At 68.2% G+C, this 12,000-nt stretch carries 13 protein-coding genes; 5 read left to right on the top strand and 8 right to left on the bottom strand.

The features are described 5' to 3' along the window. Nucleotides 1–100 precede the first annotated feature (100 nt). Nucleotides 101–994, top strand: coding sequence for a hypothetical protein (locus ABVF28_RS15480; protein WP_371031176.1), 894 nt, complete (start codon nt 101–103; stop codon nt 992–994). 11 nt (nt 995–1,005) lie between these two features. On the opposite strand, the gene ABVF28_RS15485 is transcribed toward ABVF28_RS15480, so the two are convergent. Continuing rightward, complete coding sequence (locus ABVF28_RS15485) at nt 1,006–1,956, bottom strand: hypothetical protein (protein WP_371031177.1); 951 nt, start codon at nt 1,954–1,956, stop codon at nt 1,006–1,008. A gap of 145 nt (nt 1,957–2,101) precedes the next feature. On the opposite strand from ABVF28_RS15485, the gene ABVF28_RS15490 reads away from it, so the two are divergent. Both ABVF28_RS15490 and ABVF28_RS15495 read left to right on the top strand, forming a co-directional pair. Beyond that, nucleotides 2,102–2,881, top strand: a complete 780-nt coding sequence (locus ABVF28_RS15490) for an L-threonylcarbamoyladenylate synthase (RefSeq protein ID WP_371031178.1) — start codon at nt 2,102–2,104, stop codon at nt 2,879–2,881. A gap of 87 nt (nt 2,882–2,968) precedes the next feature. Further along, complete coding sequence (locus ABVF28_RS15495; protein ID WP_371031179.1) at nt 2,969–4,306, top strand: alpha/beta hydrolase; 1,338 nt, start codon at nt 2,969–2,971, stop codon at nt 4,304–4,306. Nucleotides 4,307–4,337: 31 nt separating this feature from the next. On the opposite strand, the gene ABVF28_RS15500 is transcribed toward ABVF28_RS15495, so the two are convergent. From ABVF28_RS15500 to ABVF28_RS15525, 6 genes are all read right to left on the bottom strand, one after another. Continuing rightward, nucleotides 4,338–5,465 carry a zeta toxin family protein gene (locus ABVF28_RS15500; protein ID WP_371031180.1) on the bottom strand — a complete coding sequence of 376 codons (1,128 nt, stop codon included), beginning with the start codon at nt 5,463–5,465 and terminating at the stop codon, nt 4,338–4,340. Further along, nucleotides 5,462–5,749, bottom strand: coding sequence for a hypothetical protein (locus ABVF28_RS15505; protein ID WP_179555714.1), 288 nt, complete (start codon nt 5,747–5,749; stop codon nt 5,462–5,464). Before ABVF28_RS15505 ends, ABVF28_RS15500 begins: the two co-directional genes overlap by 4 nt. A gap of 44 nt (nt 5,750–5,793) precedes the next feature. Further along, the gene (locus ABVF28_RS15510) at nt 5,794–6,120 is read right to left on the bottom strand and encodes a hypothetical protein (RefSeq protein ID WP_146080676.1); all 327 of its coding nucleotides are present in this window, start codon (nt 6,118–6,120) and stop codon (nt 5,794–5,796) included. A gap of 148 nt (nt 6,121–6,268) precedes the next feature. Next, nucleotides 6,269–7,825: an aminoglycoside phosphotransferase gene (locus tag ABVF28_RS15515; RefSeq protein WP_371031181.1), complete on the bottom strand. Its 1,557-nt coding sequence runs from the start codon at nt 7,823–7,825 to the stop codon at nt 6,269–6,271. 94 nt (nt 7,826–7,919) lie between these two features. Then, a complete protein-coding gene (locus tag ABVF28_RS15520) occupies nt 7,920–9,035 on the bottom strand; it encodes a class I SAM-dependent methyltransferase (RefSeq protein ID WP_371031182.1) in 1,116 nt (371 codons plus the stop codon). A 2-nt stretch (nt 9,036–9,037) separates the two neighbouring features. Then, nucleotides 9,038–9,478 carry a pyridoxamine 5'-phosphate oxidase family protein gene (locus ABVF28_RS15525; protein WP_371031183.1) on the bottom strand — a complete coding sequence of 147 codons (441 nt, stop codon included), beginning with the start codon at nt 9,476–9,478 and terminating at the stop codon, nt 9,038–9,040. Between the two features lie 152 nt (nt 9,479–9,630). On the opposite strand from ABVF28_RS15525, the gene ABVF28_RS15530 reads away from it, so the two are divergent. Continuing rightward, on the top strand, nt 9,631–9,879 hold the full coding sequence (locus ABVF28_RS15530) for a DUF6458 family protein (RefSeq protein WP_104310118.1): 249 nt from the start codon (nt 9,631–9,633) through the stop codon (nt 9,877–9,879). A gap of 35 nt (nt 9,880–9,914) precedes the next feature. Here ABVF28_RS15530 and ABVF28_RS15535 read toward each other — a convergent pair whose 3' ends face one another. Further along, nucleotides 9,915–11,291: an NAD-dependent succinate-semialdehyde dehydrogenase gene (locus ABVF28_RS15535; RefSeq protein WP_104310564.1), complete on the bottom strand. Its 1,377-nt coding sequence runs from the start codon at nt 11,289–11,291 to the stop codon at nt 9,915–9,917. A gap of 189 nt (nt 11,292–11,480) precedes the next feature. Between ABVF28_RS15535 and ABVF28_RS15540 the strand changes: the two genes are divergently transcribed. Next, nucleotides 11,481–12,000, top strand: a 520-nt coding sequence (locus ABVF28_RS15540; RefSeq protein ID WP_371031184.1) for an aldehyde dehydrogenase family protein, incomplete at its 3' end; no start/stop codon positions are given.

Here is a 12,000-nt window from a genome sequence, read left to right on the forward strand (position 1 = left end):
GTGGATGCGGCGCCCAGCCAGCGGCGGAGCGACTTCGTTACGGTGGTGTTCGATCGCAGCGCCGAAAGGCTCATCAAGCACGCCGAATCAGGGATGTGGGATGGCAGAGAAGCAGAGACGGCGTCCACTGCTCGCCTTCTGCATCGCGACAGGCGTGTTCTTCGCGATCGTCACGGTGGCGGGACTGCTCGGGGTCGACGGGCGCTGGATGGCCCTCCTGATCTTCGGCGGGCTTCCCTTCCTCTTCGCCTTCGCGGCGATCATCGGCCTACGCGCGACCGATTCGAGGATGGTAAAAGCAGGCCCCGGCGTGCTGTCCGCGCTCGGCCCCGGCGAGATCCGCGAGGTGCCGGTCGCGGCCGAGTCCACGACTCGGCTCGGATGGCGAGCTGCGCTGTCCAACCTCCCCAGACTTCTCCCTCCCCGCCGCCGCTGGGCGCTCGCGGCAGTCGTCGCTGCTGGCGCCGCCGCCGGCGCGGCGCTGGCCAACGCGTTCGTCGAGGACATCGACGACCCCTACCGCACAGGCATCTCTATCGCCATGTTCGCGCTGTGCGGCGCCCTCGCATCCGCAGTGCTGCCGCTCGCGATCTGGATGTGGCTCGCGCACCGCGCATCGCCTCTCCCACGTGAGACGCGCCGGATGATCGACAACTCGATCAACCCCGCCAACGACCGCGTCCGTCTCAATCTCTCCAGGGTGGATGAGATCGAACGGGCCATAGATCAGCGGCGCGCCGTCATCCCGCTGGTGCTGCCCCTCGCACTGTGCATCTCGGGAGCCGCGGCCATGGCCTGCCTCGCCGAGCTCGTCCTCACGAATGGCCAGAGCTTCCCGCGGCTGGCGTCGTTCGTGTGGACATCACTGATGTTCCTGCTGCCCCTCACAGGCCTCGGATTCACGGAGCAGCTCGCACGGGCACTCGACCAGGTACGCGCCGACGAAGACGAATATCGCGCCGCTGAACCGGCGGACCGACCAGATAGGACCTGAGCTCGCAGCCGTCAGCTGTAGTCGAGGCGCAGCCGTAGGCGCTCGCCGACCCCGAACTGCACATCGTCGAGTTTCAACGGGTCGAGCTGCAGGTCGCGCAGGTCGATCGGGTCCTTCAGCTCTTCGCGGACCTGCTTCCGCACGGCGAGCAGCAGCAGCCCGATGAGAGGGTTGTGGCTCGTGAGCGCGGGCTTGAGCAGCCGCAGCTTGAGGTCGTCGCCGAGCTGAGCCTCCGTCGAGAAGAGCAGACTGGCCCCCAGCAGCCCGCGCTTGACCTTGCCCGAGACGTGCACGTGCACTCCGCGAGGCCCTGCCTGCGTCAGCCCGATCTCCAGGCGCGGCACACTGAACCCCTGGCTGGCGGCCGACTCCTGCACCAACTTGACCACGGCGTCCGACACTGCCTGCTGCTGCGCCGAGAGATCGATCGACAGGGCATCGACGGGGAAGACCGTCACGGCCTCACCCCCGGCCGTGCCGCGCTTGAGCGCGAGGGCCAGCTGACCGAGATCGTCCTCCGCCCAGTCGACGTGCACCCCGGTCGCCGTGACCGTCGCATCGACGTCGACGTCTTGGATGCGGATGGGGAGCGCACGCGCACGCACCTCGGCGACCTTCGCATCCGCCCTCGACACCTCGGTGCCGAACGCCGGGAAGTCGGGCGCCGGCGGGGTGTCCACGACCGTCGGATCGAGGGTCACCTCGAGGCCCGAGAAGTCGAGGTCGAGCCCCACGAGGTCACCCGCGAGCGGATGCGCGGTGACGCGCGCCGCATCGAAACCGCGCACGTCCATGGTCGGGTCGAGGGCGAAGATCGGGGGGACCGTCTCGCGTAGAAACCGCTCGAGCACCGCAGCCGCCTCGTCAGACGTGGTCGGGCGGGAGCCGGATGCGACGACCAGCGCCTCGAGCTCGGGCTCCGGAGAAGCACCGTCTTCTGGGACCTGCTGGGGAGTCTCCATGCCCTCAACCCTACGGGCGGAGGCTCCCCCGACCTTGGTCGAGCGCCAACACCAAGTAGGATCGATGCTCGACGCGACCCAAGCGGACGCGACAGTTCACTCCGGCTCGACGAGCCCGAGCACCACTCTCGAGAGAAACGCAGCTATGGACAGCAAATTGATCGCGTGGAACGGCGACGTGCAGCCAGAAGCCGTCGACATCCTCACCGGAGACGGCGGACTCGTCGTCGTCCCGACGAAGGTCGGCTACATCATCATGACCTCCGACAAGGAGGGACTCGAGCGCAAGTTCGAGGCGAAGGAGCGCAACCGCAACAAGCCGGGCGTCGTGCTCTGCGGCTCGCTCGAGCAGCTCCGTGCGCTCGCGCAGCTCACGCCGGAGATCGACGCGTTCTACGAGCGCCACTGGAACGACGACATCCTCCTCGGCTGCATCCTGCCGTGGAAGGAAGAGGCCGTCGCGGCCCTTCCCGATGACGGCACCAAGGAGCTCATGATGGACGGCCGCGGCACGAGCTGCTTCGTCATCAAGTTCGGCGTCCCCGGCGAGAAGCTCGCGAAGGAGCTCTACGAGAAGCACGGCCGCTTCGCGTTCGCCAGCTCCGCGAACCCGTCCGGCAAGGGCAACCGCGGCCTTGTCGAGGGCATCGGCGAGCGCATCCACGAGCGCGCCGACCTCATCATCGAGGCCAACGACTACGTCGCGTCGATCCAGCCGGAGGCGACGACGGAGACGCGCCACGAGCAGGGTGTCATGATCTCGATGGTGGATGCCGACGGCACCCTCATCCCCGAGCAGGGCGGCCAGCGCTCGATCTCGCCGGCGCCCGTCGTGATCCGCAAGGGCCTCGACATCAACCGCATCATGGCGATCCTCGCCGAATCGTTCAACAGCTGGGACTTCCGCCAGGGCGAGTACTACTGATTCTGGCTGGCGCCGGGGGCTGACCGCCTCCTGTGCCTCGGCAGATTCACGTCGTGGATTGTCGGACGGGCTCGCTACGCTTTCTGCGTGCGAGCCCGTTCTTCGTTAGCTGACCTCACCCGCCTGATCGAGTCGAGGCCGATCTCGCGCGGGCGCCTGCGCCGCGTGCTGAACGCGCCGCCCTCGGCCGCGACGACGCGGGAGTGGTGGGGTGCATTGTCTGCCTCGGAGCGGGCGCGGCTGCTGCAGCAGGTGCCGCTGCTCGTCGGCAACCTCGAGGGTATTCCGTGGGCCCTGCGTGTGCGCGCGAATCAGGAATCGCTTGGGCGGGCCATCAAGGCGCTCGAGTCCGGCGCCTCCATCGAGCGGGCTCTCGGTAGTGCGAGCGCGTTCGCGGGTGGCGAGATCAAGAGCATCCTGGCGAACGCGAGCCGGGGTGAGCTGCGTGACCGCGAGCGTCTTGTGCATCAGTTGAAGGAGCTGCACGGCGGTCGCGGTTTCGTGGATCGTGGTGGGAAGCCTCGGTTCGTGCTCGCGTTCGATCCTGAACGGGATTCGATCGTCGAGTACGTGGGGACTGCGATCTCGGAGTCGGAGGATCCCCTGGCTTCTCCGTTTGCGGAGGGTGTCTCCTCGGTGGGCATCTTCGTGCCTGGCAATGAGGCGAGGTTGTTGGACTTCGAGGGCAAGGCGCACACCATGTCGGAGTTGTTGAAGCTCGCACCAGCTGGGGAGGCTGGGCTGGTGGTGTGGCAGGGTGGCCGTTTCCCTCGTGGCCCGCTGGCGTTGTCGGCCGCGATGGCGGATGGCCTCGCCCGCAAGCTCGGGGCGTTCGTGAACGCGATTCCTCGGGATGGACGGGTGGCGTTGACCGCGTTCGGCTTCAGCTTCGGCGGTGGGGTGACGGGGCGTGCCATGTCGTTGGGGATGCGCGTAGATCGGGTCGTGCATGTGTCGAGCGCTGGTCTTGGGCATGGGGTGACGTCGCTTGATGATCTGCCGGCGTCGGCTCGTGTGCCGCACTATGCGTTGCTGTCCCCTGTGGATCCGTCAGTTGGTCCGATTCTCGGCATCAACGTGCATCTCCCGTTCCTGGGTCGGGCGGGGCATTTCGGGCACGGAGCGGATCCGGCGCACGCGCAGGTTGTTGTTCGTCTTGAGACGGGTGTGCTGGGTGCGGCGCAGGAGAAGCGCGCCTCTGGGGCGCCGTTGGCCTTCAGGGACCTGTTGACGGGGCACACGTCGATCTTGGAGCAGTGGGGTACGACCGCGAAGCGCAATCTGGCTGCGGTGCTGGTGGGTGGTGGAGCTGAGGTGGAGCTGGCTCCGGACGCCGGCGTGCTCGGTCGGCTGGCGCAGCGGTTCATGCTGCCGTATGCGCCGTTCCTGCGGGTGCGGGAGCCGGAGCTGCGCCGGGTCGGTTGACCTGACGCAGCCCGGCGACCTCGGTGTCGGTTCAGCGTTCTTGGACAGGGGCTGCTTGCTGCGTGTGCGTGCGCACGGCTTCAGGCTGCAGCCGGGAACTGGTGCCGAGTGTCGTGTCGAGTGTGGTGGTGAGCTGCGACTGCAGCTGCTGCGTGGGCGCAGCGGCAGCTTGGTCGTGCCCTGTCCTGCGTTCCAGAGCGTCTCGCGCTTGGCTGGTTCGCTCGCCGAGGGCTGCGAGCCTGGCGGCTGCGGTGGACGCTGCCGCGCTATTCGGTTCGTGCGCGAGGGGTGCGATTCGGGCTCCGTCGCGGCGGAGGTCCTCGATGGTGGACAGCACGTCGCGGCCCAGGGTGGCGCGGTCGAGGACGTCGTTCGCGTCTCGGTCGAGCGTGCCGAGCCATGAGCGGGCGGAGGCACGGTCGAGGTTCTCGAGCGCCCTGCCGTTGTCGACAGCGGTGCGAGCGTGAGCGCCGTCTCTCGCGTCTGGCGAGCTCGCCAGGGCGGGGTCGATGTCGGCGGCGTAGAGCGTGCGGCCGGTGCGGTCGACGACGAGCGCCCTGTCCACGTAGCCCTCGGAGATCACCCGTTCGAGCGACTTCGGCATCTGCTCGGCGGCGTTGTCGTGGAACTCCTGCGGCGTCCAACGGCCCACTCCCTGGTCGCGCACCTGCTCCGCATAGCGCGACAGCACCCCGAGGCGTGAGACGGCCTCGGGAACGGCAAGCGCACGCACCTCGACGCGGTAGCCAGCATCCCGGAATTCCTTCGCCGTCGCCACGACCGCGTCCGGCTGCCTGAACGTCGTCTCGAACACAACCGACGCCTGGCGCTCCCGCAGGTAGTCGCTCGACATGCGCGCCCACGCACCCGCCGCCTGCGCCGTCACCTCCGGCATCCGCAGCGGATCCTCACGCATGAGACGCGCGTAGTCGGGGTGAAACTGTCGAAGATCGTCCCCCACCACAGCGACGGCGCTGCCCGTATCCCGACTGGCTCGTGAGACGACGCGCGTCTTCCCTGCACCGGGTTGCGCACCGACCAGGACCAAGGTCTCGGGTCCAGGCGCGGCTCGCGCCAAGCGAGCATCCACCCACGGCGTGATTGCTTCGTTGAAGAGCTCGGAAAGCTCCCGCCGGCTGAGCTCGTAACCGGCGCTCATACCTGCTGGTCCTCAGCATGGAACCTTCGCACGAGTTCCGCCCGTTTGGCCTGCACCTCAGCCAGCGAGTAACTGTCAACGGCATCAGCCTCCAGGCTCACGGCGATGTTCTTCTGCAGCCACAGGTCGCGTTCTTCAGTAGTCCTCGCCTGGTGCCAGCGCTCCATGTACAAGCCGCCGAGCCGGTTCGCGGCTTCCCGCATCGCGTCGTAGATCATGGGGTCGTAGTCGTCGGCGGGCTCGACAGGCTCGACGCGCTCGTCGTTCTGGGGTTCCTCGGTCATGCTCGTCCTCTCATCGTGGTTGTCTGCACGCATCGCCGTCGCGGTCAGCTCGCGCCGCGCACGGTGCCCGCCCCTTCGCTGCCGCGCGTCTCGGCGCGGTAGCGCTCGATCAGCTCATTGCGCTTCGCGACGACGCTCACGTTCGACTGCGCATCGACGTCGGCGATCTCCTCGCGGAGCGCGGCGAGCTTGTCCTGCCAGCGCCGGTACTCGTGGGCGCTTCGAGCTCGGGCGGCTCTTGCCGCGTAGAACGAAGCCAGTCGCCCACCCGCGTCGAGCAGCAGGTCGTACACCTCGGGCGAGTAGCCTCCGGCGCTCGGCACCCCTCGCGGGTCGGTCACGAAGCTGTTGAAAGTGTTGTCACGCGTCATGTACGTCCTTCCGGTTGCGTACTCGCGAACGTAGTCGCGAGGACGCACCCGGAACGATGGCGTGCCTGATCTGTGGATAACTTCGTCTGCATCCCAAACCGACGACCAGACATCAGGTACCAGGGGCCGAGCGGCAACCCGCCTCCGCTCAGGCGAGGATGCGTTGCACCGCCCGCACGGGGACCCGCAGCCAGGCCGGCCTCTGTGATGCTTCGTAGATCACTTCGTAGAGGGCCTTGTCGAGTTCGAACACGCGGATGAGCGCAGCAGCCTCGGCAGCGCTCAGCGGTCGATTCTCCGACGCGTCCGGTCGCGGATAGCCGCCTGACGCGCCCTCGCCCGCGCCTTCCCGAGCGCTGCCACCGTCGCGTGCATCCTGCGCCTGTCGGCGGGCCGCCCGTCCGTCAAGGGTGATCGCACCGGTGTGGCGACCGACCCGCGGCTCACCGCTCACTGCTGCCGCGTAGCCGTTGAGGAACGACTGACGCGCCCGCGCGGCCCAATCGCCCGCGACGTTGCGGCCGGTCGTCATCTCGAGCGACCCTGCGACGTAGTCGAAGGAGCGAAGGATTCCGGCGATGTCACGCTGCGGCGCATCCGCCGTGTTGCGCTGCTCGATGCTGCGCAGCGGCTCACCCTCGAAGTCGAGGAACACCCAGCCGCGATCTTCGACGGCCAGCACCTGGCCAAGGTGAAGGTCCCCGTGCACTCGCTGCAGGCGGGGCCAGTTCATGTCCGCCGCGCGCGCGTAGACCTCCTCTGCCGCACCACGCAGGCGCTCCAGCGACGGCGCGACCGCGATGGCCGCATCCAGCCGCTGGCGCATAGCGGCGACCTCGGCCTGCACCTTCGGGGCGGTCGCCTCGACGCTCGGAAGCACGTCGCGCAGCGTGCGATGCACCTCAGCGGTTGCCGTTCCGAGGGTGTACGCGGCGTCACCGAAGTCGTCGCCCGTCTCGGCGGCCCGAAGCGCGACGCGCCAGGCGTCCTCGACACCCGGAAGGAACTCCTGCGCGAACACGAAGTTTCCCGACGCGCGCCCGCTGCTCGTGCGCGGGTCTGGCCAGAAGCCCGAGAGATGCCCGATGGCAGGGGGCACCCGCACCGATCCGGCCGCGGTGAGCGCAGACTGGAGCGTCACCTCCGGATTCTCGCCGTCGTGCAGCATCCGGAACACCTTGAGGATGAGCGGTGGAGCATCGCTGCCATCCGGCAGCCGCATCTCGCAGATGATGGACGTGTTCGACTGCTCGCCCGACAGCACCCGGCTGGTGACGAAGCTGCCGACGACGGCCCCGGGCATCGGCAGACCGTACGCCGCGATGTCGCTTCGCCCGCCAGCGCCGGTCGCATGCCCCTCCCGCTCCAACAGCGCCAGGAGCGCTTTCGCGAACGCGATGTCGTGAGGCCCGTCCACGACGGCGCTCACGCGCCCGGCCGCGTTGCTGATCGACCCGATGTACCCGAGGGCGGGCACACGCGCATCCACCTCGCGGAGCACGATCGGCACCTGGTAGACGACCGGCACGTCCCCGGAGGAATCGAGCATGCACGGCACCGTCACGAGGTGCACACCCGCCTCGCCGTTCGGGTTGGCGAGCACGTAGCTGCCGAGGTGGGTGAGCTGCGGTGCCCGGCCCTCACCGCCCGAGTACCAGCGCTGCTTCGGCATCCAGTCGCGAAGCATGTGGATGAGATCGGTCATTGCGCCTCCGGTTCAGATGATCAGCCTACCGACCGGATGCCCGCCGGTTTGCGTCGATCCGCCGCTGTGTTGCCTGGCACGGCGCAGGCGACGATCAGTCGCGTCTTCGGCTGAGGACAACGGTGAACTTCGCGCCTCGAGCGACCTGCGCGCTCGGGCCGACGATCCGCTCGAGCGCGGCACGATGCGCGAGACCGGAGTTGAACACCGTCAGCATGGCGCCGCCGGGCTTCAGCATGCGCGCAGCCTGCTCGAAGAGCGGATGCGCCATGTCCTCGACGACCTCGTGGCGGTCGTGGAAGGGCGGGTTGAGCAGCACCAGGTCGACCGTCTCGGTCTCGATGCTGGACCCCGCGTCCTCCCGACGCACCTCCACCCGGTCCTCGACGCCCGCCAGCCGCACCGTCTCACGGGCGGAGGCGGCCGCAGCCCAGGAGCGGTCGCTCGCGATGACCTCCAGCCGAGGGCGTAGCCTCGCGAGCGACACCGCGAGCACTCCGGTGCCGCAACCGAGGTCCACCGCGAGACCAGACTCCGGAAGCGCGTCGGCGGGAAGGTCGCGGAGGGTGGCGAGCAGCTCGCGCGTTCCAAGGTCGAGGCGGGGGCCGGCGAACGCGCCGCCGTGGCTCGCGATCGCGAACCCGAGCTCCTCGGACCTCTGCACGACCGGGTACACGGATGGCGCACCACGCAACTCGGCCCGCGGGACGCTCGCGTGCAGCACCCTCGACTTCTGCCTGCCGAGGCTCGCTGTGACGACGTCGAACGAGCGCTCCAACGTCTCGTTCATGCCGCGACTCATGTGCTTGATGCGACCACCCGCGACGATCCGCACGTCGGGATGCGCGTGCGCGGCGGCGAGCCGCACGATCTCGTCGAGCTCGGCGAGCGACTTCGGGAGGCGCAGCAGCACGAGCCGCACGCCGTCGAACAGCGCCGGCTCGAGACCGAAGCGAACGGCCTTCAGAGAGCGGAAGCTCGCACGCACGGCCTCGTCGCTGGCGCGCTCCTCAGAGAGTGCGTCGTGGAAGGTGCGGATCGTGTCGAGGTCGAACCGCTCCGCGGCCGCGACGGCAAGCGCGCCGGTGACATCACCGACGACCGCGAGCGGCGCATCCACGCCACCCAGGTCGGCGGCCTCGTCCAGGATGAGGCGGTCGACGGGATCAGGCGCGCCGGCAGGTGCCGTGCCCAGGTTGGAGTCGGCCATTCCTAGGCGACGGTGTCGATGAGCGGCTCTGCCTCTTCACCGGTGATGTAGCGGCGGCCCGAGACCTCGGCCACGGTGATGGCGACATACTCGTTCTTCGGCGTCGCGATGAGGGGGCGCACGCCGAGCTGCTCTGCCCGTTCGAGCTCCGCCTCGGTACTGAGCACCCTCGCTCCACCGCGCGCGACGAGGCTCGTCGCGAACCCGTCGCCGAGGGCGTCGGACTGGAACACGACTTCCTTGGCGATGGACGCTCCCGCGAGCTTGAAACCCGGCGCAGATTTGAAGACGATCTCGCCGTCGCGTTCGCTGAACACGACGTTGATCGGATAGATCTCCACGCGGCCGTTCACGGCGAACGCGATGCGCCCGAACGTCGTCGACCGCAACAGGCGGCGGCTTTCTTCGTCGCTCAGGACGGTGATGAGCTGATCGTCTTCCATGCGTCCATCATGGCCTGATCCGCACGACGCCGCCTGATCGATTCGCCCACTCACGTTCGAATCGGCATCCGGGAGTCGATATACGCCGCGAGCGGTGCGAAACTTGATGCACCCCGAGCGACGTCCGCTCGATCCGACACGGAGGTCATCCCATGGGCTACGGCAGCGGCATCGCACTCATCGTCATCGGCGCCATCCTGGCGTTCGCCATCAACATCGACCTCGACGGCTTCGTCGACCTGAAGACGATCGGCTACATCCTCATGGGAGCGGGTGCCGTCGTGTTCATCATCAGCCTCGTGACCGCCCTCCGCCGCAAGCAGTCGACCTCCACGACCCGCAAGGTCATCGACCCCAACACGGGCCAGGAAGTCATCGAGCGCACGAACCGCAGCAACTGACCGGCGCCAACGCCTGAGCGGGGCGCCCGCCCGGTTCAGGCGGAGACGAAGAACAGGCGCTTGTTGGCGAACTCCCCGATGCCGATGGGGCCCATCTCGCGACCGAACCCGGAGTTCTTGACGCCGCCGAATGGCAGCTCGGCGGCCTCCGCGGCGATCGTGTTCACATGCGCCATCCCGACCTCGAGTCGCTGGGCGACGCGGGTGGCTCGCGCTTCGTCGGTCGAGAAGACCGAGCCGCCCAGGCCGAGGGCGCAGTCGTTCGCGAGCTCGAGGGCCTCCTCGTCGCTCGACACCCGGTAGACGGTGGCGACGGGGCCGAACATCTCGACACCGTACGACTCGGAGTCGCGCGGGACACCCGTGAGCACGGCTGGCGAGTAGTAGGCGCCAGGTCCGTCTGACAGCACTCCGCCGACCTCGAGGGTCGCGCCCTCTGCCACGGCCTTCTGCACCTGGGCGTGCACCGTCTCGGCGGCTGTCCGGCTCGACATGGGCGAGAAGGCGCCATCGGCGAGGTCGAGCTGGTCGCCGGGCACGAGCCCCGTGGCGAGCTTCTTGAGCTCCTCCACGAACTCGTCGTAGATGTCATCCATGACGATGAGGCGCTTGTTCGAGTTGCAGACCTGGCCGACGTTGTAGACGCGGAAGTCCCACGCCTGCTGCGCGACGGCCGCGACGTCGTCAGAGTCGAGCACCACCATCGGGTCGATGCCCCCGAGCTCGAGCACGCACTTCTTGAGGTTGCGGCCCGCCTGGGCGCCGATGATCGCGCCGGCACGCTCGGATCCCGTCAGCGAGATGCCCTGCACGCGGTCGTCCGCGATGAGGGTCGCGATCTGGTCGTGGGATGCGAAGACGTTCTGGTAGCCACCGACCGGCACGCCAGCCTGCTCCATGATCTCCTGGATGGTCAGCGCAGACCGCGCGCAGATGTCGGCGTGCTTGAGCAGGATGGTGTTGCCGAGCACGAGGTTCGGGGCAGCGAAGCGCGCCACCTGGTAGTACGGGAAGTTCCACGGCATGACGCCGAGCAGGGTGCCGACGGGGCGGTGCTCGACGTACGCCTTGCCCGGGATCGTGCTCGGGATCTCGAAGTCGGTGATGAGGCTCGGGCCGTGCACGCCGTAGTAGTCGATGATCGACGCCGCAAACTCGACCTCGTCGATCGACTCCTGCACCGACTTGCCCATCTCGACGGCGATGAGGTGCGCGAGCTCGTCCTTGCGCTCGAGGAAGATCTCGGCGACCCGCCGCACGACGGCGGCGCGATCCTGCACGCTGCGCTCCCGCCACTCGCGGTAGACGGCGTCCGCGCTCGCGACGGCCTGCTCGATCTGCGCATCCGTCGCGTCGTCGAAGGTCTCGATGATCTCGCCAGTCGCAGGATTCTGCACTCGGTACTCGGACATGTCGCTCCTCAGCTCGGCCATCGTGTCGAAGCCAGTCTGACGCAAAACCCGTTGCCAGTTTGGTCGAATACTGACCCTCGGATCTACAAAGCCGCCAGTCGGGCGTCGGTGGCCGTCCGTAGTCTGACCATGCTTCTGCTCCGCAGACACCAGCCATCCCACCAGCCAAGCAAGCCCGAGGAGTAACACGTGGACTCTGCACTTCCCACGATCCAGCACTGGATCGACGGCGCCCTCGCAACGACGACGCCGGCTCGCACGGCCCCGGTCTTCAACCCGGCCCTGGGTGTCCCCACCGCGAACGTCGCGCTGGCCGAACAGTCGGAGATCGACGCGGCCGTCGCGGCGGCGAAGGCCGCGTTCCCCGGCTGGTCGAACGCCTCCGTCGCGAAGCGCCAGGGGGTGCTGTTCCGCTTCCGTGAGCTGCTGAACGAGCGGAAGCTCGAGCTCGCGAAGATCATCACGTCCGAGCACGGCAAGGTCGTGTCCGACGCGGCCGGTGAGATCCAGCGGGGCCTCGAGGTCGTGGAACTCGCGACCGGGTTCCCCCACATCATGAAGGGCGACTTCACCGAGAACGCGTCCACCGGTGTGGATGTGTTCTCCATCAAGCAGGCGCTCGGCGTGGTCGGCATCATCAGCCCCTTCAACTTCCCCGCGATGGTGCCCATGTGGTTCTTCCCCATCGCGATCGCCGTCGGCAACACGG

Origin of the sequence: Pseudoclavibacter sp. JSM 162008 (assembly GCF_041366455.1) — a bacterium.
In the GTDB taxonomy this organism is placed as follows: Bacteria; Actinomycetota; Actinomycetes; order Actinomycetales; family Microbacteriaceae; genus Pseudoclavibacter.

Bases quoted from the DNA above. Each gene is read 5' to 3' on its own strand.
- ABVF28_RS15480 (WP_371031176.1), top strand. From the start codon at position 101: ATGGCAGAGAAGCAGAGACGGCGTCCACTGCTCGCCTTCTGCATCGCG.
- ABVF28_RS15485 (WP_371031177.1), bottom strand. From the start codon at position 1,956: ATGGAGACTCCCCAGCAGGTCCCAGAAGACGGTGCTTCTCCGGAGCCC.
- ABVF28_RS15490 (WP_371031178.1), top strand. From the start codon at position 2,102: ATGGACAGCAAATTGATCGCGTGGAACGGCGACGTGCAGCCAGAAGCC.
- ABVF28_RS15500 (WP_371031180.1), bottom strand. From the start codon at position 5,465: ATGAGCGCCGGTTACGAGCTCAGCCGGCGGGAGCTTTCCGAGCTCTTC.
- ABVF28_RS15505 (WP_179555714.1), bottom strand. From the start codon at position 5,749: ATGACCGAGGAACCCCAGAACGACGAGCGCGTCGAGCCTGTCGAGCCC.
- ABVF28_RS15510 (WP_146080676.1), bottom strand. From the start codon at position 6,120: ATGACGCGTGACAACACTTTCAACAGCTTCGTGACCGACCCGCGAGGG.
- ABVF28_RS15515 (WP_371031181.1), bottom strand. From the start codon at position 7,825: ATGACCGATCTCATCCACATGCTTCGCGACTGGATGCCGAAGCAGCGC.
- ABVF28_RS15520 (WP_371031182.1), bottom strand. From the start codon at position 9,035: ATGGCCGACTCCAACCTGGGCACGGCACCTGCCGGCGCGCCTGATCCC.
- ABVF28_RS15525 (WP_371031183.1), bottom strand. From the start codon at position 9,478: ATGGAAGACGATCAGCTCATCACCGTCCTGAGCGACGAAGAAAGCCGC.
- ABVF28_RS15530 (WP_104310118.1), top strand. From the start codon at position 9,631: ATGGGCTACGGCAGCGGCATCGCACTCATCGTCATCGGCGCCATCCTG.
- ABVF28_RS15535 (WP_104310564.1), bottom strand. From the start codon at position 11,291: ATGTCCGAGTACCGAGTGCAGAATCCTGCGACTGGCGAGATCATCGAG.